The sequence below is a fragment of the Stenomitos frigidus ULC18 genome (genome assembly GCF_003003795.1).
Taxonomy (GTDB): Bacteria; Cyanobacteriota; Cyanobacteriia; order Leptolyngbyales; family Leptolyngbyaceae; genus Stenomitos; species Stenomitos frigidus_A.
This window is the reverse complement of record NZ_PVWK01000148.1, coordinates 35,110-56,937: the sequence shown is the minus strand read 5'-3', so window position 1 is coordinate 56,937 and position 21,828 is coordinate 35,110. Positions and strand designations below refer to the sequence as shown.

Annotated in this window: 22 protein-coding genes; 18 read left to right on the top strand and 4 right to left on the bottom strand. The window is 51.5% G+C overall.

Annotation, left to right across the window (positions count from 1 at the left end):
- The first annotated feature begins 349 nt into the window (after positions 1–349).
- The 12 genes from C7B82_RS27590 to clpB all read left to right on the top strand — a co-directional run bounded on the left by C7B82_RS27590 (position 350) and on the right by clpB (position 10,987).
- Positions 350–664, top strand: coding sequence for an amidohydrolase family protein (locus C7B82_RS27590; protein ID WP_181357726.1), 315 nt, complete (start codon positions 350–352; stop codon positions 662–664).
- Between the two features lie 442 nt (positions 665–1,106).
- Positions 1,107–1,541 (top strand): type IIL restriction-modification enzyme MmeI, encoded by a 435-nt coding sequence (locus C7B82_RS27585; RefSeq protein WP_106260125.1) that lies wholly within the window; start codon positions 1,107–1,109, stop codon positions 1,539–1,541.
- Positions 1,542–1,695: 154 nt separating this feature from the next.
- Positions 1,696–3,204 (top strand): HEPN domain-containing protein, encoded by a 1,509-nt coding sequence (locus C7B82_RS27580; protein ID WP_106260123.1) that lies wholly within the window; start codon positions 1,696–1,698, stop codon positions 3,202–3,204.
- 34 nt (positions 3,205–3,238) lie between these two features.
- The gene (locus tag C7B82_RS27575) at positions 3,239–3,466 is read left to right on the top strand and encodes a hypothetical protein (RefSeq protein WP_106260121.1); all 228 of its coding nucleotides are present in this window, start codon (positions 3,239–3,241) and stop codon (positions 3,464–3,466) included.
- 47 nt (positions 3,467–3,513) lie between these two features.
- Entirely contained in the window at positions 3,514–3,741 is a 228-nt protein-coding gene (locus C7B82_RS27570; protein WP_106260119.1) for a hypothetical protein, read from the top strand.
- The gene (locus tag C7B82_RS27565) at positions 3,722–4,000 is read left to right on the top strand and encodes a type II toxin-antitoxin system RelE family toxin (RefSeq protein ID WP_106260117.1); all 279 of its coding nucleotides are present in this window, start codon (positions 3,722–3,724) and stop codon (positions 3,998–4,000) included. Before C7B82_RS27570 ends, C7B82_RS27565 begins: the two co-directional genes overlap by 20 nt.
- Before the next feature lie 275 nt (positions 4,001–4,275).
- Complete coding sequence (locus tag C7B82_RS27555) at positions 4,276–4,500, top strand: hypothetical protein (RefSeq protein WP_106260115.1); 225 nt, start codon at positions 4,276–4,278, stop codon at positions 4,498–4,500.
- A 19-nt stretch (positions 4,501–4,519) separates the two neighbouring features.
- Positions 4,520–4,921, top strand: a complete 402-nt coding sequence (locus C7B82_RS32760) for a type II toxin-antitoxin system VapC family toxin (protein ID WP_181357724.1) — start codon at positions 4,520–4,522, stop codon at positions 4,919–4,921.
- Positions 4,922–5,115: 194 nt separating this feature from the next.
- The gene (locus tag C7B82_RS27545; RefSeq protein WP_106260113.1) at positions 5,116–5,550 is read left to right on the top strand and encodes a hypothetical protein; all 435 of its coding nucleotides are present in this window, start codon (positions 5,116–5,118) and stop codon (positions 5,548–5,550) included.
- 95 nt (positions 5,551–5,645) lie between these two features.
- On the top strand, positions 5,646–6,077 hold the full coding sequence (gene gloA / locus C7B82_RS27540) for a lactoylglutathione lyase (protein ID WP_106260111.1): 432 nt from the start codon (positions 5,646–5,648) through the stop codon (positions 6,075–6,077).
- 318 nt (positions 6,078–6,395) lie between these two features.
- On the top strand, positions 6,396–8,024 hold the full coding sequence (locus C7B82_RS27535; protein ID WP_245940125.1) for an iron uptake porin: 1,629 nt from the start codon (positions 6,396–6,398) through the stop codon (positions 8,022–8,024).
- Between the two features lie 263 nt (positions 8,025–8,287).
- Positions 8,288–10,987, top strand: coding sequence for an ATP-dependent chaperone ClpB (gene clpB, locus C7B82_RS27530; RefSeq protein ID WP_106260107.1), 2,700 nt, complete (start codon positions 8,288–8,290; stop codon positions 10,985–10,987).
- A 199-nt stretch (positions 10,988–11,186) separates the two neighbouring features.
- Here clpB and C7B82_RS27525 read toward each other — a convergent pair whose 3' ends face one another.
- Positions 11,187–12,170: a GntR family transcriptional regulator gene (locus tag C7B82_RS27525; RefSeq protein WP_106260105.1), complete on the bottom strand. Its 984-nt coding sequence runs from the start codon at positions 12,168–12,170 to the stop codon at positions 11,187–11,189.
- A gap of 380 nt (positions 12,171–12,550) precedes the next feature.
- On the opposite strand from C7B82_RS27525, the gene C7B82_RS27520 reads away from it, so the two are divergent.
- From C7B82_RS27520 to C7B82_RS27495, 6 genes are all read left to right on the top strand, one after another.
- Positions 12,551–13,309 (top strand): dienelactone hydrolase family protein, encoded by a 759-nt coding sequence (locus C7B82_RS27520; protein ID WP_425443676.1) that lies wholly within the window; start codon positions 12,551–12,553, stop codon positions 13,307–13,309.
- Positions 13,310–13,418: 109 nt separating this feature from the next.
- Entirely contained in the window at positions 13,419–14,318 is a 900-nt protein-coding gene (locus C7B82_RS27515) for a S1 RNA-binding domain-containing protein (RefSeq protein WP_106260103.1), read from the top strand.
- Between the two features lie 27 nt (positions 14,319–14,345).
- Positions 14,346–14,837 (top strand): four helix bundle protein, encoded by a 492-nt coding sequence (locus C7B82_RS27510; RefSeq protein ID WP_106260101.1) that lies wholly within the window; start codon positions 14,346–14,348, stop codon positions 14,835–14,837.
- The gene (locus C7B82_RS27505) at positions 14,788–15,651 is read left to right on the top strand and encodes a Tab2/Atab2 family RNA-binding protein (RefSeq protein WP_106260099.1); all 864 of its coding nucleotides are present in this window, start codon (positions 14,788–14,790) and stop codon (positions 15,649–15,651) included. Before C7B82_RS27510 ends, C7B82_RS27505 begins: the two co-directional genes overlap by 50 nt.
- Positions 15,652–15,760: 109 nt before the next feature.
- Positions 15,761–17,086, top strand: a complete 1,326-nt coding sequence (locus C7B82_RS27500; protein ID WP_106260098.1) for a TldD/PmbA family protein — start codon at positions 15,761–15,763, stop codon at positions 17,084–17,086.
- 109 nt (positions 17,087–17,195) lie between these two features.
- Positions 17,196–18,989, top strand: a complete 1,794-nt coding sequence (locus tag C7B82_RS27495; RefSeq protein ID WP_106260096.1) for an ABC transporter substrate-binding protein — start codon at positions 17,196–17,198, stop codon at positions 18,987–18,989.
- 108 nt (positions 18,990–19,097) lie between these two features.
- On the opposite strand, the gene C7B82_RS27490 is transcribed toward C7B82_RS27495, so the two are convergent.
- Genes C7B82_RS27490 through C7B82_RS27480 form a run of 3 tightly spaced genes read right to left on the bottom strand, consistent with a single transcriptional unit; the run spans position 19,098 to position 21,806 of the window.
- Positions 19,098–19,730 carry a pilus assembly FimT family protein gene (locus C7B82_RS27490; RefSeq protein ID WP_106260094.1) on the bottom strand — a complete coding sequence of 211 codons (633 nt, stop codon included), beginning with the start codon at positions 19,728–19,730 and terminating at the stop codon, positions 19,098–19,100.
- A gap of 32 nt (positions 19,731–19,762) precedes the next feature.
- Entirely contained in the window at positions 19,763–20,935 is a 1,173-nt protein-coding gene (locus tag C7B82_RS27485) for a prepilin-type N-terminal cleavage/methylation domain-containing protein (protein ID WP_106260092.1), read from the bottom strand.
- A 40-nt stretch (positions 20,936–20,975) separates the two neighbouring features.
- Complete coding sequence (locus C7B82_RS27480) at positions 20,976–21,806, bottom strand: type IV pilus modification PilV family protein (protein WP_146141288.1); 831 nt, start codon at positions 21,804–21,806, stop codon at positions 20,976–20,978.
- Positions 21,807–21,828: the final 22 nt, after the last annotated feature.

Here is a 21,828-nt window from a genome sequence, read left to right as displayed (position 1 = left end):
CACGACGGATTTCCAAGGGCTAGGAGACTAATCTAGAGTCATCACATTTCCTGCTCTCTGTCAATGCGTAACTTCTATAAGTCTTACTTAAGTGATTTCCAAACAAAAAATTACCGTTGGTTAGGGGCAGTTTTTGCCAAAGTCTTTAGATTTTGCCGCTAACCTCATTGCTCAACCCGTCTCCACGGATCTTTTGTTTACTAGAAAGCTCAGACAGGCCCTAGTGCAGCGTCAAGACTAAGAATTAGGGTTGGCAATCTCTGAAATCCCTACATAGCAAGCTTTCTCAAAGTAAGTCACCCTAAAATTAAACTGTGGCTCTGCACTAGATACTTTATTCGTATCAGCTATGGTAGCCAACTCTGCTTTGATCATCCGTCATGCCCACATCCTTTTGCCTGACGGCACCTGGATGACTGGGGATGTGCAGCTGTTTGGCGGCACGATCGCCCAGGTAGCGGAGACCTTGCCGCCCACAGCGACAGCTGATGACACTATTGAGCTTGACGCAAGCGGCTTGACTTTGTTGCCGGGAGTGATTGCCCCCCAGGTGCACTTTCGCGAACCGGGGCTGGAATATAAGGAAGATCTGTTCACGGCGAGCTGTGCCTGTGCGAAGGGTAGTGTGACCTCTTTTCTAGAGATGTCGATCGCTCCACCGTAACAATCACCGCTGGCATTTCGATGTCGATCGCGGCACCATTAACGCAAACGTGCGCGGACAAGCTCTACGCTTTGACGCTTGATGGTTCAAGTAAAAACCTCGACGTTCCGAGTTCTAAGCTCGGCGTTTCGAGTTCTGAACTGCAAGATTCGAGTAAAAGGCTCGACGTTCCGAGTTCTAAGCTCGGCGTTTCGAGTTCTGAACTGCAAGATTCGAGTAAAAGGCTCGACCTTCCGAGTTCTAAGCTCGATCGTCCAAGTTCGGAACTGTAATGTTCGGGCAAAAAGCTCGGCACTCCAGGTTTCAAGGCAGAGTCACGGTGCAAACGGCTCGACCCTCCGGGTTTAGAGCCTGTAGGTTGGAGGTTAAGGTGGGAACATTGGTTGTTAACCCTGTGTTCATCGATCGCGCCTCACGCTAGTCTCTGCGCAAAAAGCCTTCTATGCCAGCTACACCCGCAAGCCTCCAGAAATTTGTCCAGTACTGCCAGCAGCATCTTAAAGGCGATGAGAAAGGAGAGTCGCAGAACTTTCTCGATCGCTTTTTTCAGGCGTTTGGGCATGAAGGCGTGCAAGAAGCCGGGGCGACGCTGGAGCAACGGGTGAAAAAGGGCAGCAAAAAAGGCAATACGGGCTTTGCGGATCTGGCATGGAAGCCCCATTTGCTGATTGAGATGAAGAAGCGCGGCGAAGACCTCAACAAGCATTACGCGCAAGCGGTGACGTACTGGATGCAGTTGCAGTGCCCCACCTATGTGATGCTGTGCAACTTTGATGAGTTCTGGATCTACGACTTTCGCAAACAGTCCGAGGAACCGATCGAGAAGGTGGCGCTGGAACGGTTGCCCGATCGAGTGGGAGCATTCGCGTTTAGGTAAGGTAGGAACACTAAGCGCTAACCCGAAATACAGTTTATGAGCGCACTTCAGCGACTTAGCTTCTTCAACATGGCACTGTTGCCTCTGCTACCAGTGTCGAGCATTTATTCTGTATGCACACTCTCCAACGTTGGTAGTAACGACCTCTAGATTCATGATTGAGAAGAACAAAGCAAAAGCTCTGCTAAAAAGATTGAAGTCTGTAGCCGAAAGCTTAAAGGGGAAGGAGGAGCAGCGATTGAAAAGGCGGGTTCCGTTATCTAGCTATAACTATAGACGGACATCAATAGGCTGCGGCAACACTGAACGCCTAGAACTCCTTGAGCAGGATCTCAATAACATAGCGGAGCTTGTTGAGCAGTTTTGGCTCGCTGATAAAGAAGTAACCCAAACAGTTTCAAGAAAAACAATTGAGGCAGACGTTTTCGATTTGATTGGGCAGCACCGTCAAAATCCTAATAGCCTTGATACAAGCAGCATCAGAAGCCTTTTTATACAGCTCAAATCAGCGCAAAAGCAGTATTGGCAAGTGTTTCGCCCCTTGTATGGGATTATTCTATCAGCTGACAGGATAACGCTCGGACCATACACGATTCATACATGGGATACATATCAAGCGGTGGTAGCTAACCATGCTAGTTGGTTAGCGGATTGTCTTCAAGACAACTTAGCCCATGACCAGATAAACGGTGATCAACCTTCATCCAATCCGCTGCTAGAAAATTTGGACAATCTGATTATTAGTGTTGAGGTCGAAGCGCGAGACAAAACAAGAGCCATAGAGTTAGCGGATGAACGCTTCTATCAATTTGAAAATGTTGTCAGCTACATGCTGGCAGACACCAAAACCAAATACGCTGAAATCTTCAATTTCTTTAACCTCGACGATTTTCATCAGGTTCTGCTTCTGACCAAGGACAACATCTTTTTTACTAATGGACCAAAGAACCGAGATCAGAACGCTATTCCCTATGACCTTGCGCTTCCTTTCTTCACCAACGGCGTTTTTCCAACAGAGCAGGCGCAATACTGGATCGATTCAGGACATGAGTGGATCTGGCAAGCCCTTACTCGTTCTGACCTAAATGAGCGTCAAAAAAGAGTACTTACTGCTATTGAATGGATTGGGCGCGGCATTCGTGATAAGGACTTAAGCCGTTCATTAGTCCAATACGCCTTTGCGCTTGAAGCCTTATTCACCATTGGTAAAGATGCTGTTACGAAGCAATTGGCTGAATTTTCAGCTTACGTGCTTGAATCTGAACCTCAAAAGGTAGAAATAAGAAAAAACCGAATTACGAAGATCTATGATAAACGTTCTGCTATCGCTCACGGAAGAAGTAGCGTTGTCGATAATAGTATGGTCGTTGAAATGCTGAAATTAGTTAAAGAAATAGTGACTCAACTCATTACTAATCCTGAGCTAGCAGCTATTGAAACTGATGCAAAAATGCAAGATTGGCTCGCTAGCAAAAAAGTCAAAACAGCAGACATTACACAGATTGATCAGATATTGCTTGACCTAGCGAATGAAGGGGTAAAGCTTTCTAGTTCCGCTTTGTCTCAGGAATGTCTGAAGGCATTCTTGAGGCTGCACAACCAGGTCGGTGCAAGTGAAGCGTTAAATATGGTAAAAACTCTAGGTGTAGAGGCTGGAAAATAACTGCATAGTCCTCCACGCCTACCGCTCCACCCAAATGGAGAAAAAACAGTGGGGCATCACCAAACTCTACAACGAATACTTCCACGAACCCACTAGCCAACTCTACAAACTCCACGCCAAACTCGATGCCCTTGTCCTGCAGGCATACGGCTTCCATCCAGACGATGACCTCCTCGAAAAACTGCTGGCGTTAAACTTAGAATTAGCCGAGAAAGAAACGCGCGGGGAGGCAGTCGTTGGTCCCTGGGCACCAGCACAATAAACTGAGTGAACGACTGGTTTCGTTAAAGCACACCCGGAGTAACCGTCATGGAACCTACGATCTCGCTTGATGCACAAGCCCTCAAAGCCCTCATCAAAGAAAGCGTTCGTGAAGTCATGCGCGAAGAGTGGTTCAAATTCTTCGACCTGCTGACTCCCTACGTAGACAACGAAGAGCAAGCGGCGATCGAAGCCTCATTCTCCCCGGCTGACCATTCGGAGGCTGACTTCGTTGACATCACAAACTGGTTTGACCATGAAAATCAAGCTCAGTAAAGCAGCTGATAAGTTTCTGCAAAAGCTCGATCGCAGCAGTCAACAAGCCGTCATCGCAAAAATCGGCACTCTAAAAGCCTGTCTAGAGACTCAAAAAATCTATCCCCCCGAAGAACTTGATATTAAAAAGCTGAAAGGCACTCTGTCAGGATTTTCTAGAATTCGCGTCGGCAAAATTCGCGTTATTTTTCAAATTCGTAGAGAAACAAATGAGATTTTCATTTACGACATTAACTATAGAGGCAATATCTATAACTAATAATCCAGACAGAGACAATAAAGCAGAGCGGCATCACCAAACTCTACAACGCATACTTCCACGAGCCGACCAGCCAACTCTTCAAGCTCCACGCCAAACTTGATGCCCTTGTCCTGCAAGCCTATGGCTTCAACCCCAACAATGACCTGCTCGAAAAGCTCCTGACGTTAAACTTAGAATTAGCAGAGAAAGAAAAGCGAGGCGAACCCGTCGTCAGTCCCTGGGCACCGAATGACTCTAACCAGTAACCCTTCTTGCATAAGGAGAAAGCAACGATGACTGCGCGAGATCAATTATTGAAGGAACTCGATCAAACCCCTGATGTTCTCATCGAAGAAATCCTCGATTTCTGCCTCTTTCTGCGACAGCGCCAACATGCAAAAGCACCTCAAAAACCCTCTGCCGCCCAAATTCTAGACGCGATCGCCGACCTGCCTCTGGAGGGCAAAACGAATGCCTTCTCTTGGCAAGACCACGATCAAGTGCTCTATCCCCAATGATTGTGATGAGCGAAGGCACATGATTTTTGTTGATACAGGTGCATGGTTTGCGATTACCGTACCATCCGACCCCAACTATCCAACAGCCAGAGCCTGGATGCAACAAAACCAGCCATCCTTGCTGACCACCGACTATGTGATTGATGAAACTTTAACGCTCCTCCGAGCCAGAGGAGAATGCCAACGCGCGATCGTCTTGGGCGAAGCGTTCTTTTCAGGTACATTGACCCAAATTTACTATTTGACCCAAGCCGATATTCAGGTAATCTGGCAAAACTTTCGGCAATTTGCCGATAAACAATGGAGCTTCACCGATTGCTCCAGCAAAACCATACTCGAAAAACTTAACTGCAAAGAAGCCTTTGCCTTTGACCACCACTTCAGACAGTTTGGCTCGGTCACCGTAGTGCCAATCCTTTAGTGTTCAGGTCAAAGCTTGAAGAACCACTAGGCATCACCAAGCTCTACAACGCATACTTCCATGAGCCGACCAGCCAACTCTTCAAGCTCAACGCCAAACTCGATGCCCTCTTACTTAAAGCAGATGGATTTGTGGGCTAGTTAAGGCAGCCTTAAGGGCAGACGTTTGCAATGGTGTCATCCATTCTTTAACCGATGAGTAAGAAAAAGAAAGATAAGCAAGACAAAAAAGATAAGCAGAAGAAGCAGAAAGTCGGTAGTAGTCGCTTGGGCAAGCTTGGCAAAAATGCAGCGTCTCTCGGAACAGCATTAGTTGGAGCCGTTACGGCTGAAGGTGCACAAGCCACGATCGCTAAAATGGCTGAAAAAGGAGCAGAGAGCGATCGGCTTGATACCGTGCGGCACACTATCAAAGAAGCAGCGGGTGCGCTCAAAAATGTTGCTGGTGCCGTGTATGCTGCGCTGGATGAAGCTGATACAGACGTTGTCGATGCTGCAACCGTGTTGAAAGCGAAAGCAAAAGGCACTCAAGCTTCGGCTGGAAAAGCAGTCGAACGTGTTGTTGATACCGTAAAAAATGCCGCTGACAGTGCCAAAGCCACAGTTAAGCATGCCAAGGATAATGCGTAGAACGCCGCGATCGGTCTTGCAAAAAGGGTCGATCGCGCTTCATGCGTCCTTGAGTGTTTACCATAGAAGCAGTAAATCACGTTGAGAATTTAGCGATGCGACTACTCCACACGATGCTGCGCGTTAGCAACCTGGACGAATCCCTCAAGTTCTATTGCGATGTTCTCGGCATGACGCTCCTGCGTCGCAAAGACTATCCCGGTGGCGAATTTACACTCGCTTTTGTTGGCTACGGCGACGAAGCCGACCATACCGTTCTAGAACTCACCCACAACTGGGGCACCGACACCTACAATGTGGGCGATGGCTACGGCCACATCGCGATCGGCGTTGACGACATCTACGCTACCTGTGAAGCGATCCGCGATCGGGGTGGCAAAGTCACCCGCGAACCAGGCCCCATGAAGCACGGTTCGACTGTGATCGCTTTTGTCGAAGATCCCAACGGCTACAAAGTTGAGCTGATTCAACTGAGCGGTCAAACGGCAGCACAGGAAGCCACTCAGGTTCAAACAGCGAATGTTTAGATGCGTTCTGACGATGAGTCAGCAGTCAGCAGGGAGTAGAGAGTGGGGTCGAACTCAAAACTCAAAATTCTCTAGCGTAGAGCCTCTGGCATCCAAGAAACGCGAAGCGTGTCCAACGGGCTCAGCGGCACAAAGCACTACTCAAAACCCAGGCATTAGGCATCAAGAAAAAGCTGACCGCTGATCGCTGACTGCTGATAGTTAAATGTCCTACCCCTCTTCTGATTACTGAATTGACCGTGTAAACTCCTGATAGGGTTTAGCCGGGACTGTCTTTGTGGATGGGCAGACCTGAAAAACCGTGTGAGGAGTAGCAGTGTGAGTGTGAAAAAAAGAGTCTGGTTGGTTGGAGGATTGGGCAGTTTCGGGATGCTTAACGCCACATCGCCTGGGTGGGCAACACCGATCCAGCAAGAGTCGTCCATCAACGTTACAGAAACGCCAGCAGCCGCGCCTCTGGACAATCGCCCCTCATCGCATTGTGCTGCCATACCGCAACCGATTCAGCCCGATATCCTTGAGTCGGCTTGCGAATGGGCACCTGACGACTCGATAGCGCAGGTGCGATCGGTTAGCGAGCTCAGCGATGTGCGTCCTACAGATTGGGCTTACCAGACCTTGCAAGCGCTCTCCGAACGGTACGGTGTGGCGATCGGCTACCCAGATGGCACCTTTCGCGGAAACCAAGCGTTGACACGAAACGAGTTTGCAGCCACGTTGGCAAAAGTGCTGGATGTTATCTCACAGCAGTTTGTGCTTGGTCAGGGCAATATCGCGCAGCTGCAAGAAGATTTTGCGACGCTGAAACGGCTTCAGGCATCCTACGCCACGATCGCCAAGGACTTGCGCGATCGCACCGATCAACTTGAACCACAAATCACCAAGCTTGAGCAGCAACGCTTTTCCACCACGACCAAACTGGTTGGACAAACCGTTTTCGGGCTGACAAACGGCTCCAACAGCCGCAGCACCATCCTGTCTCGCACCCGTTTAGATTTGAAGACCAGCTTTGCGCCCAATACCCTGCTCCGCACGCAGCTAGAAGCTGGCAACAATGGCAACGACGCGATCGGGCGGGTTCACGAACAGGCGCAAAACCTGCTGGGCACAGTGGGTCTACTGGCAGATGGCGGTGGTTTAGACTATGTCAGGGTAGACAACGCAGTACGCCTGAGCAAGCTGTACTACACCTTTCAGCCTACCGATGGATTGGAGTTAACCGTGGGCGCACGCCTCTCGCCACGAGACTTTATTGACGGTAACCGTTTTGCAAACGACTCTACCCAAAATTTCTCTTCCAGCTTTTTCACCAACAACCCACTGATTGTCCAAAACCAGATCGATCGCCCCGGCGGGGCAGGAGCTGCCCTCAGCTGGAAAGCTGCAACCTTGCCGCTCACCGTACGAGCACTGTATGTCGCAGCCGATGCCGAACGCCCTAACAGTGGCATCACTAAAGGCGGCTTGTTTGGCGATCGCCACCAGGGCAGTCTGGAAGTCGAGTATGACTTCAGCAAAGACATCGTTGCCCGACTGCAATTCACCAAAGCCACTGTCAATAACGTCGATATTTTTGCGGGCGGCCTTAATGCGGAATGGGCACTCAATCGCGATTTCGCAGTCTTTGGTCGCTTCGCGATCGGCAGCTACAAAGGCTTCAACCCACTGCTAAACCAGGATCTCGACCTAAATCCCAAAAGCTGGTCGATCGGTTTTGTCGCACGGCGGTTGTTCGTGCCTGGCTCTACTGCTGGTCTGGCGATCGGGCAGCCCTTTGTCGAAAAAGACCTCGGTAATGCTACGCAAACCAACATCGAAGCGTTTTACAGCTTTCTACTCAACGACAACATCAGCGTCACCCCCGCACTCACCGTTGTCAGCAATCCCAACAATCGCGATCGCGGTACTATCTTTGAATGGTTGCTACGTCTGGTGTATTCGTTTTGAAGAAGCGGTCAGAATTAGCAATCAGTAATCAGCGGTCAGCGATCAGCGGTCAGCAGTCAGTGATCAGTGATCAGCGGTCAGCTTAGAACAGAGTTGATCGCTTGCCTGCCATTTTCTGCTGTTGCTCTATGAATCAGTTGCCCTATGATTGATAGTCAGCCTGGCTGAAAGCTGAACGCTGACAGCCGCTAGCTCCCGACCAATCTCGCTATACTGAAAACGCTGACACACCGTATTTTTACTCGTAATCTTAAGACTCAAACATGCAGCCCACCGACCCGAATAAGTTCACTGACAAAGCATGGGAAGCGATCGTACAGGCGCAGGATGTTGTTCGCCGCTACAAGCAACAGCAACTGGAAGTAGAGCACCTGATCATTACCCTGCTGGAGCAAAAGGACGGGCTAGCGACGAAAGTGTTGACCAAGGCAGGTGTGGACACCACGCGTCTGTGGCAGCAAATTGAGGACTTTGTGCGGCGACAGCCCAAAGTGCCTAGCAATGAGCAGCTCTATCTGGGGCGCAACCTGGATATCATGCTCGATCGCGCTGACGAAGCACGAGAAGACTGGGAGGATGAGTTTATTTCGGTTGAGCATTTGCTGCTGGGCTTTGCGACCGATTCACGGCTGGGTCTACGCTTGATGCGGGGCTTCAATCTCGATGTCAAGCAGCTAGAAGCCGTCATCCGCGAGGTGCGGGGCAGCCAGAAGGTGACAGATCAGAATCCCGAAAATCGCTATGCAGCGCTGGAAAAGTACGGGCAAGATCTGACCGAAAAGGCGAGAGCAGGGAAGACTGATCCCGTCATTGGTCGGGATGAAGAAATTCGACGGGTGGTGCGAGTGCTGTCTCGCCGGGCAAAGAATAATCCGGTGTTGATTGGGGAGCCGGGAGTGGGTAAAACAGCGATCGTTGAAGCCCTTGCCCAACGCATCGTGAACGGCGATGTTCCAGAATCCCTCAAAAATCGGCGGTTGATCTCACTGGATATGGGTTCACTGCTGGCAGGTGCCAAGTATCGCGGTGATTTTGAAGAGCGGCTGCGATCGATCCTCAAAGAAGTCATCCACTCCGATGGGCAAATTGTACTGTTCATTGATGAAATCCATCAGGTGGTCGGTGCCGGTGCCACGCAGGGTGCAATGGATGCGGGCAATCTGCTCAAACCCTTGCTGGCACGCGGCGAACTGCGCTGTATCGGTGCCACCACCATTGATGAATACCGTAAATACATCGAAAAAGATGCGGCTCTGGAACGTCGCTTTCAGCAGGTCTTTGTCGATCAGCCCAGCGTAGAAGATGCCATCTCCATTCTGCGGGGGCTCAAAGAACGCTACGAAGTGCATCATGGCGTGAAGATTACCGATTCGGCTCTGGTCGCGGCTGCCACGCTATCGTCCCGCTACATCGCCGATCGCTTCTTGCCCGACAAAGCGATCGACCTGGTCGACGAAGCCGCTGCCAATCTGAAGATGGAAATCACCTCCAAGCCCGCCGAACTGGAGATGTACGATCGGCGCATCATGCAGCTTGAAATGGAGAAGCTGTCGTTAGAAACCGAAAAGCAAAGCCCCGGCAATGTGTTTGGCGCGGGGCGATCGGCGCAAGATCGGCTCGATCGCATTCAGCAAGAGATGGATTCGCTCCTCGAAAAGCAAGAGCAGCTTAACTCTCATTGGCAGAACGAAAAACGTTTACTAGACGGCATCAACGCCAAGAAAGAAGAAGAAGAGCAAATCGAACTCCAAATTCAGCAGCTTAAGCGAGAAGCCGACCTCGCCAAAGCCAGCGAAGAATACGAGCGCAACAACAAACTTAAGAAAGCAGGCGAACTGTTCCATGCGGTTCTGCCCCGCATTCGGGATGAACGCGGCGCTTACGAAGCTCAACTCCGTGTCATTCAGTCCGATGGCGGTGCCCTGCTGCGCGAACAAGTCACCGAGTCCGATATTGCCGAAATCGTCGCTAATTGGACAGGCATTCCCGTCAATCGCCTGCTGGAAACTGAACGACAAAAGTTGCTTCAGCTAGAAAGCCACCTGCATCAGCGTGTGGTCGGTCAAACCGAAGCAGTCGAAGCGGTGTCGGCGGCCATTCGTCGTGCCCGCGCTGGGATGAAAGATCCCGGACGGCCGATCGGCTCCTTCCTCTTCATGGGACCCACAGGCGTGGGTAAAACCGAACTCGCTCGTGCGCTGGCGCAGTCGCTCTTTGATGCCGACGATGCCATGATTCGCCTCGACATGTCGGAATACATGGACAAAAGCTCCGTCATGCGCGTCATCGGTGCGCCTCCGGGCTATATCGGCTACGAAGAAGGGGGACAACTGACCGAATCGGTGCGTCGCAAGCCGTACGCAGTCGTACTGCTGGATGAAGTCGAAAAAGCCCATCCCGACGTCTTCAACATCTTGCTGCAAGTGCTGGACGACGGACGCATTACCGATGGGCAGGGACGCACCACGGACTTTTGCAACACGGTTATTGTGATGACCAGCAACATTGGTAGCGACCACATTCTCGATTTGTCAGGCGATGATACCCGCTACGACGAAATGCAGGAGCGCGTGACCGATGCGTTAAGGGCACACTTCCGCCCCGAGTTTCTAAACCGTGTGGATGACATCATCCTCTTCCATACGCTGACCCGCAGTGAACTCAGCCAGATTGTGCGCCTCCAGCTCAATCGCATTCAGTCTTTGCTAGCAGACCAGAAACTCACCCTGGAACTGACCACCAAGGCGCAAAACTTTATTGCAGCATCCGGCTATGATCCCGCCTACGGTGCTCGTCCGCTGAAGCGAGCCATTCAGCGCCAACTGCAAAACCCGATCGCCACTAAGATTCTCGAAAACACCTTCACCGAAGGCGACACCATACTGATTGACCTCGTTGATGAGGCGCTGACCTTCAACAAGAAGCCCGTCCCTAAAAATAGTGAACTTTCAGCCGTCAACTGATCGGTTAGGAGGAGAGGGGTGAGGAGTCAGGAGTGAGGAGTCAGGAGCCAGGATTTGAAGACTAAGCTTTGTATAGTCTCCGGCATTCAAGAAACGCGTAGCGACTCCAAAGGAGTAACTTCAAGTTTCAAGGTTTGAGTTGATTCTGACCCCTCTCACCTCTCACCTCTCACTTAGCCTTTAAGCCTTTCACCCTGCCTCACTCCAACCCCAACTCTCGCTTCAGCAATTCGATCGACTTCGTGACGATAAAATTTTCGCAACAAATAAGTTGTGGTGGACGGATCAGATCTTCCCTGGCGGCAGAAATGGCGGCTTTCACAGTAGCACAACTGGCACGATCGCTAATAATCGTTTGGGCACTGCGCACGATCGCCCCTAATTTGTAGCTATCACCCACCTGAGCGGTCATCACCAGCAGTTCGTCGCCCCGCAGGCTATGAATGATGACTTCCGCCACCCCAACCGTCCCAGAGCTAAGACTCACAGCTCCAATGCAGGTGCCTTTGGGTAGACGCTTGATCAACTTAATTTCCGAATCAAAGTCATAAATATCCACCGGGATGACGCGCACCGACTTGGGAGCCGCGATCGCTTCTGCCTGAGCAATGAAGTAGCGACTCGTGACCACCGTGCCAGACCGGGTTTGATCCAGAATTTGATCTAGCTCTTCGATCGGCACTAGCTGCACAGGAATATTCAGCGCTCGCTCCAGCTCACGCACAATCACTTCTCCGGCACCAATATCGTGCGTCGGAGCCGTCACCAACACCTGCGCGCTACAGCGCAGCCGCCAATCGATCTCTGCCAGAAACAGCTCCCGCGCCTGGTTCAAAGAGCAGCCTCGCTTCAGCAGATCGTCCAGACTGTTCTGCACCACCTTGTACGCTTCAGGATGCTGGTCGAGAATGGGCGATCGCACTTTGGCAACATCTTCATGCGTCTGATCACGCACATAGATACCCGAACCTGCCTGGGCATCCACCACGCCTGCCTCTTCTAACTGGCGATAGACTTTGCTGATGGTGTTACGGTGTAGCCCCGTTTGCATTGCCAACTGGCGCGTGCTGGGCAACCGATGTCCAGGTGGATACTGTCGAGACGCGATCGCAAACAGAATCTGGTTATAAAGCTGTGTCGATGCCGGAATGTCACTCTCCGTCTGAATATGAAACTGAACCATGCAAGAGCCTCCACGCGCTCTAAAGGAAGCGTTTAACGGTGCAACACAGTCGTTGGGACACACATCTTCTACTCCATCTTAGATGCAGCAATCCCTGATACGGTGTTGTCTTCAATCCTTGATAAACCAATAGTCTCCCAATACCAAAAAATCTTCGTTCAACTAAATATCACGCTGAAAGGTAGAGGGCTGGGAACCACGATGTTATTGATCTCACAACATCATTCGTACGCACTTGCGATGTTCAGGAATCTGTGGCAACTTCTGAGAGGGAAATTAACCTTTTGAATTATAGGCGGGCTAAAAGCTACGTCAAGGGAAATTACGTCAAGCGAAGATTAACCGCGATCGTGGATAAGAAACTGGATCAGAAACTAAAGGTGACCAACCAAAAAATGCCCAATCAAACCATTCAGACAAGCAGCGTTCATCTTCCCAACGGAGAATTGTCGATCGAGGCCTATCTTGCAGAACCAACAGGCGGCAGCTTTCCGGGCATTGTGGTCGTTCAAGAAATCTGGGGCGTCAATGCCCACATTCGTGACGTGACCGAGCGCCTTGCGAGAGAGGGCTACGTAGCGATCGCCCCTGCCATCTTCCAGCGTGCTGCTCCTGGGTTTGAGGGCAATTACGATGCAGACAGTACGGTTCTGGGGCGCAAATACAAAGACGCGACAAAAGCCGATGAGTTGCTGAGTGACGTTCAAGCTGCGATCGCCTATCTCAGAACCTTGCCCACGGTTAAAAAGGATGCGATCGGCGCGATCGGCTTCTGCTTTGGTGGTCACATCGTCTATCTAGCAGCCACCTTGCCCGATATCAAAGCCACAGCATCCTTCTACGGTGGCGGCATTGCGACCATGACTCCCGGCGGTGGTGCGCCCACAATCACTCGCACCCCAGATATCGAAGGCACCCTTTACGCCTTCTTCGGCACCACCGATCCCCTCATTCCAGTCGAGCAAATCGATCAGATTGAAGCCGCCCTCAAACAGCATCATATCGACCATCGCTTTTTCCGCTATCCCTCTGGGCACGGCTTCTTCTGCGACCAACGCCCCGACTATAACCCCAACGACGCTGCTGATGCCTGGGAGAAGGTGAAAGAGTTGTTTGGACGAGTGTTGAAGGGGGAGTAGGGAATGGGGTGTGGGGAGTAGTTCAAAACTCAAAACTCAAAATTCAAAACTCAAAACTCTCTTACATACCGGACTATAGTAGGAAAGCCGACTATGTTTCGCTTGTCTCATGGAAGCTAAATCAACTCGTTCAGCCAGTGAGTCCTTTTCAATGGAGGACTTTGAGAAGGCGCTTGAACAACACAACTATCAATTTAAGCAAGGACAGATCATTACAGGTAAAGCTGTCAACTACGAAATTGATGGAATTTACGTTGACATTGGTGCCAAATCTCTTGCCTTTCTACCTGCCAACGAAGCTAGCCTGCGGGGTGTCACCGATCCCTCTGCGATCGTGCCCCTCAACGAAGAACGCGAGTATCTGATTATCCGCGAGCAAGATGGCGACGGTCAGGTAACGCTGTCGCTCAAGCAGTTAGAAATCAAGCAAGTCTGGGATCGGCTGGCAGAGACCCAGGACAGTAATCAGAGCTATCAGGTAAGAGTGACAGGCGCTAACAAAGGCGGCGTCACCGTCGATATTCAAGGGCTACGAGGCTTCATTCCGCGATCGCACCTGGTAGAACGTGAAGACCTGGAAGCGCTCAAAGGCACTACGCTGAGCGCGAGTATTCTGGAACTCGACCAGGAGCGCGACAAACTCGTGCTTTCCAACCGTCTCGCTACTCGCACTGCCAGCTTTAGCCAGCTCGAAATTGGGCAACTGGTAGACGGCAAAGTTGCCAGCATTAAACCCTTTGGCGTGTTTGTCGAATTTGGCGGTACCACGGGCTTGCTCCACATCAACCAGATCAGCAAAAACTACGTCCAATCCCTGGCAGGCCTGTTTCAGGTTGGGCAATCCATCAAAGCAATCATTGCTGACCTTGATGAAGGCAGAGGCAGAATTTCACTTTCAACGAAAGTGCTCGAAAACTACCCCGGCGAAATGCTGGAAAAACCAGCCGACGTGATGGCAGAAGCCGAGTCGCGGCAGGAACGAGCAAGGAAGACAATTCTTGGGGAGTAAGGTGAGAGGTGAGAGGGGTAAGGAGGGATGTGGAAGTGGAAAGTGGAAAGAGTGGAGAAGCCGCATAGACGCTTGGAGGTGTGGCAGAAGAGTATTGAGTTTGCGACTGAGATTTATGGAGTGACAAGCGGCTTTCCGGCTGATGAGCGGTTTGGTCTGATTTCGCAGATGCGACGCGCTGCTGTGTCAATTCCTAGTAATCTGTCTGAAGGTGCAGCGAGGGGAACAGTAGAATTTGCCCAGTTTATACGAATCGCCATTGGCTCCACCAGCGAATTGGATACTCAACTAGAAATCTGCCATCGGCTTAGCTACTTATCGAGTGACCGATACACAGCACTTGATACAAAACTAGCCACCATCGATCGCATGCTCATCGGTCTACGCAAAGTCCTCCTCCAAAAACAAAAAACACTTCCTCACCCCTCTCACCTCACCCCTCTCACCTCACCCCTCTCACCTCACCTCCATGCTCACCGTCTGGGAACTCGACTTCTACTCCCGTCCACTTCTGGATGAGAACAAGAAAAAAATTTGGGAAGTGCTGGTTTGCGAAAGCCCGCTGAGTGTCGATCGCGAACCTGACTCGCTCTTTCGCTACTCTGAGTTCTGCTCCAGTGCGGAAGTCAATTCAGTGCGGCTAAAGGATGTGATTGAGGCCGCGATCGCTCAGGCTCCCAGCCCTCCTGACAAGATTCGCTTCTTTCGGCAGGCCATGAACAACATGATTGCCAAAGCTTGCCAGGAGTTAGGCATTCCGGCTCAGCTTAGCCAACGGACGTTTGTGCTCAACCAGTGGCTGCAGCAGCGTCTTCAAGAGGTCTATCCAGCACTGCCAGGATTTCAGCCAGGCACCAATCCATCCGTTAGCTTTGCCAAGACACCGCCACAGACGCTGCCAGATGCCTTACTGGGAGAGAAGTGGCAGTTCGTCACTTTGTCAGCAAGCGCTCTTGCCGAAATGAACGAGTGGGCGATCGACTTTGGCGAAGCCTTTCCTCTGGGGCTCGCGGGGCTACCGCCAGACGCCCAAATTCCGGGACTGCTAATCTTTTCCACACGGGCAACTCCATTAGCTGCGTGGATGTCGGGGCTAGAGGTGGCAGGCGTCAGGTTTGACAGTGAGTATCCCACACGCTTGTTGCTAGAAACAGGGTTGAACGATCGCTGGAATCTTGCCAGCCTCGCCAAACCGCAAATGCAGACCGAAGCAAAAAACTTTGAAACAGCCAAACAGCAGGTTCGCGGCGTTCATTTTCTTGCCATTCAGGCCAATCCTGAAGCAGAAGCCTTCGCTGGATTTTGGCTATTGCAGACGGTCAACTTAGCGTAAAGTGATCTTTAGCGGTCAAACAGCCGTTGGCATGAGAGCCTGCTCTAAACGCTGACCGCTGAAAGCTGAAAGCTAATCGCCCTTGCTCCGTCCCGTTCGCTCACACACTATGGGTTCCGACGACTTGCAACACGAAACCTTAGCAGATCAACTGCTGGAATTGGCTGCCAAGTCAGGGGCAGAAGCGGCAGAAGTCTTACAGTCGCGATCGCTAGCATACCCCGTCTTTTTCGAAGCCAATCGACTCAAGCAGCTAGAAAGCGCTCAGGCAGAAGGAACAGCACTGCGGCTATGGCGGAATGGGTGTCCTGGTTTGGCGGTTGCTTACGGGCCTGTAGAACCACAAGCCTTAGTGGATCGAGCGATCGCATTGAGCCAACTCAATGAGCCAGAGACGATCGAGCTTGCAGGCACTGCCAAAAACCAATACCCAGACTTGGGCACAGCCGTACCCGTTGATCAATTAGTTGCCTGGGGGAGAGAGGCGATCGCGATCATCCGCGAGGCAAATCCAGACCTGATCTGCACCGCCGAATGGGAATGTGAAGCAGAAACTACGCGCCTGATTAATTCCAATGGCTTAGACTGCGGCTACACTGACACAACTCTCGGTTGTTACCTCTCCGCAGAATGGGTGCGCGGTGATGATTTTCTGTGCGTTTCGGATGGGCAAACGCAGCGAGGCAGCCTCGACCCGATCGAGTTGGCTCACCAGATTTTGCAGCGCCTGGAGTGGGCAAGAGACAATACTCATCCCCTTACTGGGCGGGTGCCCATTCTCTTCACCTCCAAGGCCGCCGATATGCTGTGGGGCACGGTGCAATCGGCGTTAAGTGGCAAACAAGTCCTTGAAGGGGCATCACCCTGGAGCGATCGCCTCAATGAACTGGTGATTTCTGAAGGCCTAACGCTGTCTCAACAGCCCAACATTGGCCCCTTTAGCTGCCCATTTGATGACGAAGGCATCCCAACTCGTCCCATTACTTTTATCGATCGTGGTGTGCTACAGCTGTTCTACACCGATTTCACGACGGGACGCGTTCTGGGTAGTGGCACGACAGGCAATGGCTTTCGACCCGGTTTGGGTAGCTACCCTACACCTGGACTGTTTAACATCATCATTCAGCCTGAGGGCAGTGCATCCACTGGCAAATCGCTCCAAGAACTGATTGCGACGCTTGATGAGGGACTCATTATTGACCAGATGCTGGGTGGTGGCGCAGGGATTTCGGGCGAGTTCTCAATCAATGTTGATCTGGGCTATCGTGTCCAAAACGGTGAGGTGATCGGGCGAGTCAAAGATACGATGGTGTCGGGCAATGTGTATACCGCGCTAAAGCAGTTGATTGAACTGGGTGGCGATGCCGATTGGAACGGTTCTTGTTTTACGCCATCCCTGATTGTTGAGGGACTATCGGTCACAGGGCGAAGCTAGGCTCTAGACTTTAAACTAATAGACGATCGCACCACAGACGATCGCCTGTCGCCCCTCATCATCACTACAGTTTGTCCCAGTTAACCTCACGAGTCAGGAGATCAGCACGGTGTCTGTGTACAAGCTGTTTGCATACATTCAACGATGGCGTTACTGGCTTTTAGCGAGTGTAACGATCGTCGCGATCGCCCTTGCTGCCTGTCAGCCACAGCAGCTTAAGAGCCAGGCAGAACGCATCCCGCAACTGGTGATCAGCACAACAACAGACCCCAAAACCTTTAATGCAGCGCTCAACAACTCCGTTCCCAACGTCTTCTCTTTCACCTTCGATGGGCTGGTGGATGAGCACGGCATTACAGCAGAAGTGGTTCCGGCTCTGGCAGAGTCTTGGCAAATCTCTGAAGATAAAAAGCACATCACATTCACCTTGCGAGAAGGCATGAAATGGTCAGATGGGCAGCCCTTGACGGCAGATGACGTGCTGTTCAGTTACAAAGACATTTATCTGAATGAAACCATTCCCACTGATGTACGAGACGGGCTGCGGATTGGTGAGAAAAAGCGTTTGCCAGAGGTTAAAAAGTTAGACGATCGACGGGTGGAGTTCATTCTGCCGGAACCCTCTTCACCCTTTATACGGGCAATGACCGCCAAGATTCTGCCTGCTCACAGCCTCCGCCAAACAGTGTTTACTAAAGGCTCAGACGGCAATCCTCGCTTTTTGTCTACCTGGGGCACTGATACCAAACCGACTGAGATTGTCACGAATGGGCCTTACACAATCGAGAGCTATAGCAGTAGCCAGCGGGTCGTTTATCGCCGCAATCCTCATTACTGGCGAAAGGGCGCTCAGGGTGAAACGTTGCCGTATATCGATCGCATCATCTGGCAAGTTGTTGAAAATAGTGATGGTCGGATGTTGCGCTTTCGGTCTGGCGATTTAGACATGGCTGGGTTACGCCCCGAAGATTTCTCTCTACTGAAGCGAGAGGAGCGTCGCGGTAAGTTTGAGATCCGCAACGGTGGAGCCGCTTCAGGCACGACCTTTATTGCGTTCAACCAAAATCGTGCGACGAATGCCAATGGCAAACCCTTCGTTGACCCCATCAAAACGCGCTGGTTCAGCAACAAAGCGTTTCGGCAGGCAGTTGCCTATGCGCTCGATCGCCAGAGCATTATCAACAACCTCTTTCGTGGCATTGGCGAGTTACAAAATTCACCCGTCTCTGTGCAAAGCCCTTACTTCCTGTCACCGCAGCAAGGGTTGAAGGTGTATGAGCATAATCCTCAGAAAGCAAAGGCACTCTTAACTGATGCCGGGTTCAAGTACGACCCTAAAGGTCAACTGTTTGATGCAGAGGGCAATCGCGTTCGGTTTACGATGATCTTGCCTGCAGGTAGCCGTACCGGGCAGCAGTTCGCCGCACAAATGCAGCAAGACTTAAAGCGCATTGGCATCCAGCTAGATCTGAATCCGGTTGACTTTAACGTGATGGTCGAGAGTATGGGTCAACGAAACTGGGAATGCTACTTCATCAGCTACACAGGTGGCGTAGAACCTAATGAAGGCGCGAATTACTGGACGAGCGTTGGCACCTCGCATGACTTTAACCAGGGTCCCAATGTCGGTTCGCCACCCATCAAAAACTGGGTCGTCTCAGACTGGGAGAAAGAGATCGATCGCCTGTTCGTCGCGGGAGCCAGAGAGTACGACGAGAACAAACGCAAACAGATCTACGCTGACTTTCAACGGATCGTCCAGGAACAACTGCCAGTGATTCATCTGGTCACACCCATAGCACTCTCCGCCATCCGCGAACGAGTCAAAGGCGTGCAGTTCTCTGGCTTAGATACCCGTGGTTCGCTCTGGAATGTTTACGAACTAAAGGTGACCAACAATTGATCTCAAACAAAACCCTTCTCGTAGGATGGGGAAAGGGTTTTACCCATGCCCATTGCTCTCGACGGACTGGATGAGCACGCATTCCTTGCCCATCCTACTTTGTGTTGACTAAGGCTTACAGCCCCTTTGAGTACTATTGTTAAAGGCTCCTTCCTCCGTTCGGATTGCTCCCAAGAGCGTATCGACGACGACGCAACGATCGGTGGCTCTAGCTGTTGTATTGCCCCGCGAGACTGTAATCACGCTTGGTATTGTTTGCGTCGTTGGCACAAGCGGCGTTTGAGCGATCGTACCGTTTCCGTCAAAGATCAGTAAAGGATAGCCGTTCGTGGCATTGGTCGTTGTGCCGTTCACAGCGAGTTTAATTGCACCTGAACCAACATCACCATTACCCAACAGCGCCCAGGCAGGACTGGTATTGCTAATGAGTACGGTATTTTTGCTAGCCGTCACCTGGGTGTCATCCGGAATGTAAGGAACGTTAGCAATTCTGGGTTTACTGGCTGTGCTCATGTCAAACACCACCGCTCTCGGTGAACGAGTGCGTCTGGCATCACTTTGCGCAACGCGAATCGTTTGAGCAATTTGTTCGCGGGCAGCAGAAACGCGCTGACGGCTCAAAATGGTGTCCCAGCCGGGAGCCGCGATCGCAAACAACACGCCAATGACAATAATGACCACCAGCATCTCGATCAGGGTAAAACCGCCAATTGAGCGCTTTGAGCGCGTTCGTTGCTTCATCGTCGTTTTCCTCCAGTTAGACAGACTGCTCTTTAGGACGCTTTAGGACTCTTGTTGACGATACCTCGCGTCAGCACTCTTGTTGATAGCGGGAACGCCTGACTTTCGATCGCGCCAGTGGGCAAAGATGTTCTCAGCGGGAAGCCTGGTCGCCCCTGCACGTTACCCACTAAAAAGACCTGTACTTCCTGGTTAACGCCCTGTTCCGTGTCTGGCGCTTGATAGGTTTTTCCGCGCACACAGGCATAGAAACTCCGAATATTACTTGGGTTGAACGAAGCATCACTTCTAGGCGTTGCCGCATAAAAATTAGACGCTGTTGCTCTATTAAGGCATGACGGTGTCGGGTTGCCCAAAGATGCAGCTAATAGACCGTCGTCTATATAATCGACCAACACGGCTGCATTACCCGTCAAAATCACAGCATTCAAATCGGCTCCTGCTGGGCGAGCTGATTGAGCATTACTGACAGAAGAAACATTACTCACAGTAGCCAACTGGAAGGGCCACTGCTGGAAGCTAGAGCTCGGAGATGACAGCGGATCGACATAGCCCTGGTTGGTTTGCGTGCCGGATGTCGCGCCACTCGAAAACTGAGCTAACTGGTAACGGACGATCCGTGCACGACCTTGCCAGGTATCGCTGGTGCTTGAATCAATAACGAGGAGGTAGACCACAAGGGTGTAGCTTCGACCCGAAAGACAGGGCACGGTTGCGACTGCGGCTGGTAACGCTGTGTCATCCAAAGCATCTGAATTGGTTTTACAGGCAGCGATCAACCCTTGAGGCAGAGGGTCGGTACGCCAAAAGGCAAGGACAGGGATTGGCGTGTTGCCAGCGCTAGCGGTGGTAAGACCAGCCGGAATGTAATTAACTAAACCGGGGCACTCGGTGGCAAAGTTGGTAGCAGTAAGGGTGCTTGCCGTTCCCTGGAGGCAATCGCCGTCATAGACAAACACGGCTTCTCGCAGTTCCTGGCCAATGTAGTTCATGGCGGCCTGCATGTCTCGCTGGGTTTCGCTACGAGATGCATCCCGTTGGTTAACATCCACCAACTGTATGACCAGAGCCAGCAAGCTCACAGTGATAATGCCTCCTACCAGCATCGCCACCAGCAGCTCAATCAACGTAAAACCAGCGAGCCGCCGCTTTTGGTACGTAGCCCAGAGCCGTTTCAAACGAGCGATAATGCGGGGTCTAGCCATGATTCTTACCGTTTAGCAAATGGATCAAGCCTGATGAAAATCAATAATTACAAGTTTGCCCAGTTGTGCCCGCATTCTGGATGCAAAGCTGACCAAGGGATCGGCTGGAATCGTTACGCGCCATTTTAGAGTAGAGAACTGCCATCGGCCGTCGCTTGCCGCCAGCCAGATCCAGTGGCCCCGTGCCCATCCGCATGGATGCTTTGGTGGTGTCCAATGGGATGAAGGTCTGCCCTTCGTAATAAGCGTAAACTCTTACCCCCATCTCAAAGGAAAAGGGTACTGTCGTTGCTGTAATGGCAGGGCTAGTAGGAGCGTAGCCTGGTGTCCGAAAAACCTGCATCACATACTCTGGTTTACAATCGCCATCGACATCGACGCGAATAAGGGTCGTCACCGATGCCGCCACAGTTGGATAAGTAGAACAGGAAGCCGTAGAATACAGTGGACCACCAGTTGGGCTACCTGTGGCCGCACCAAACGAACTAATCGTGGTCGCCCCATTAATAGCGCCCGCTGTCCCAGGCAAGTCGGAAAGCTGATACGAGCCTCGTTCAACCAGTAGGCGAACCCGATCGATCTCGCCTTGGGCTACCTGGTTTGCCTTTTCGACCTTACGAGACTGGATGCGACTGGCAGTAGCAAGCATGATGGGTGGTGTGATCGCGACCACCGTCAGCGAAATGACCACGATCGCCACCAGACATTCAATAATCGTGAGACCGTATTCTGATTGCCGCGATCGACGGAGGCCACCTGTTGTTAGCCGTTTGCGATCAGCAAGCAAAAGCGACAACGCCCATTTGGGTGCCATTTTTGGTAGCGATCGCTCAGTAGGCTCACTGGCAGACCGGGTTGAACTTACTCTCATGGCACGATGCTCCAAGAAGGGT

Coding starts and splice junctions, on each gene's coding strand:
- C7B82_RS27585 (WP_106260125.1), top strand. CDS start 1,107: ATGCCAGCTACACCCGCAAGCCTCCAGAAATTTGTCCAGTACTGCCAG.
- gloA (WP_106260111.1), top strand. CDS start 5,646: ATGCGACTACTCCACACGATGCTGCGCGTTAGCAACCTGGACGAATCC.
- C7B82_RS27515 (WP_106260103.1), top strand. CDS start 13,419: ATGGAAGCTAAATCAACTCGTTCAGCCAGTGAGTCCTTTTCAATGGAG.
- C7B82_RS27565 (WP_106260117.1), top strand. CDS start 3,722: ATGAAAATCAAGCTCAGTAAAGCAGCTGATAAGTTTCTGCAAAAGCTC.
- C7B82_RS27490 (WP_106260094.1), bottom strand. CDS start 19,730: ATGAAGCAACGAACGCGCTCAAAGCGCTCAATTGGCGGTTTTACCCTG.
- C7B82_RS27580 (WP_106260123.1), top strand. CDS start 1,696: ATGATTGAGAAGAACAAAGCAAAAGCTCTGCTAAAAAGATTGAAGTCT.
- clpB (WP_106260107.1), top strand. CDS start 8,288: ATGCAGCCCACCGACCCGAATAAGTTCACTGACAAAGCATGGGAAGCG.
- C7B82_RS27510 (WP_106260101.1), top strand. CDS start 14,346: ATGTGGAAGTGGAAAGTGGAAAGAGTGGAGAAGCCGCATAGACGCTTG.
- C7B82_RS32760 (WP_181357724.1), top strand. CDS start 4,520: ATGATTTTTGTTGATACAGGTGCATGGTTTGCGATTACCGTACCATCC.
- C7B82_RS27570 (WP_106260119.1), top strand. CDS start 3,514: ATGGAACCTACGATCTCGCTTGATGCACAAGCCCTCAAAGCCCTCATC.
- C7B82_RS27500 (WP_106260098.1), top strand. CDS start 15,761: ATGGGTTCCGACGACTTGCAACACGAAACCTTAGCAGATCAACTGCTG.
- C7B82_RS27555 (WP_106260115.1), top strand. CDS start 4,276: ATGACTGCGCGAGATCAATTATTGAAGGAACTCGATCAAACCCCTGAT.
- C7B82_RS27525 (WP_106260105.1), bottom strand. CDS start 12,170: ATGGTTCAGTTTCATATTCAGACGGAGAGTGACATTCCGGCATCGACA.
- C7B82_RS27545 (WP_106260113.1), top strand. CDS start 5,116: ATGAGTAAGAAAAAGAAAGATAAGCAAGACAAAAAAGATAAGCAGAAG.
- C7B82_RS27575 (WP_106260121.1), top strand. CDS start 3,239: ATGGAGAAAAAACAGTGGGGCATCACCAAACTCTACAACGAATACTTC.
- C7B82_RS27480 (WP_146141288.1), bottom strand. CDS start 21,806: ATGAGAGTAAGTTCAACCCGGTCTGCCAGTGAGCCTACTGAGCGATCG.
- C7B82_RS27590 (WP_181357726.1), top strand. CDS start 350: ATGGTAGCCAACTCTGCTTTGATCATCCGTCATGCCCACATCCTTTTG.
- C7B82_RS27505 (WP_106260099.1), top strand. CDS start 14,788: ATGCTCACCGTCTGGGAACTCGACTTCTACTCCCGTCCACTTCTGGAT.
- C7B82_RS27485 (WP_106260092.1), bottom strand. CDS start 20,935: ATGGCTAGACCCCGCATTATCGCTCGTTTGAAACGGCTCTGGGCTACG.